Source organism: Streptomyces sp. 13-12-16 (assembly GCF_002114215.1).
Taxonomy (GTDB): domain Bacteria; phylum Actinomycetota; class Actinomycetes; order Streptomycetales; family Streptomycetaceae; genus Streptomyces.
Genome location: NZ_NCTE01000857.1, coordinates 1 through 1023 on the forward strand (window position 1 = coordinate 1; position 1023 = coordinate 1023).

Annotated in this window: 1 pseudogene; it reads left to right on the plus strand. The window is 77.0% G+C overall.

From position 1 onward, the window contains the following. A pseudogene (locus B7767_RS30560) lies at window positions 1-1023 on the plus strand (DEAD/DEAH box helicase); the annotation flags it as partial.

A 1023-nucleotide genomic window follows, 5' to 3' on the forward strand; every position in this document is an offset into this window, starting at 1 on the left:
CTCCGCGCGGCGCGCCATCCGGGTGCGGGTGGCCGGCACCGACCACTGGGCGGCGATCGAGGACGCCGGCCGGCTGCGCGACGCGCTGGGCACGGCGCTGCCGGTCGGCGTGCCGGAGGCGTTCACCGAACCGGTCAAGGATCCCCTCGGCGACCTCCTCGCGCGGTACGCGCGCACCCACGGTCCGTTCACGTCGGCGACGGCGGCGGCCCGTTTCGGTCTGGGGGTGGCGGTCACCGAGGGCGCCCTGCAGCGGCTCTCGGCGGCCGGCAGGGTCGTCCAGGGCGAGTTCCACCCGGCCGGGATCGGACAGGAGTGGTGCGACGCGGCCGTACTGCGCCGGCTGCGCCGCCGCTCCCTGGCCGCGCTGCGGCACGAACTGGAGCCGGTGCCACCGCCCGCGCTCGCCCAGTTCCTCCCCCAGTGGCAGCACATCGGCAAGGGGCACTCCCTGCGCGGCGTCGACGGCCTGGTGCGCGCCGTCGAGCAGTTGCAGGGCGCGTCCGTACCCGCGTCCGCCCTGGAGAAGCTGGTCCTGCCGTCCCGGGTGGCGGACTACGCCCCGGCGATGCTGGACGAGCTGACGGCCGCCGGGGAGGTGGTGTGGGCGGGCGCCGGTTCGCTGCCCGGGAAGGACGGCTGGGTCTCCCTCTACCTCGCGGACACGGCCCCGCTGCTCCTGCCGCCTCCGCACCCCCTGGAGCCGACCGCCCTCCACCGGTCCGTCCTGGACGCCCTCTCCGGCGGCTACGGCCTGTTCTTCCGCCAGATCGCCGACCAGGTCCGCGCCACCACGCACCCCGAGGCCACCGATCCCCAACTGGCTGACGCCCTGTGGGACCTCGCCTGGTCCGGGCGGCTGACCAACGACACGCTCACTCCCCTGCGCTCCCTGCTGGGCTCGGGCCGCACCGCGGGCGCCACGGCCCACCGCGCGAAGCGCTCCGTCCCGCGCGGACGCTACGGCTCGCTCACGGCGGCCGCCCGCGGTGCCTCCCGCACCGGCCCGCCGACCGTCGCCGG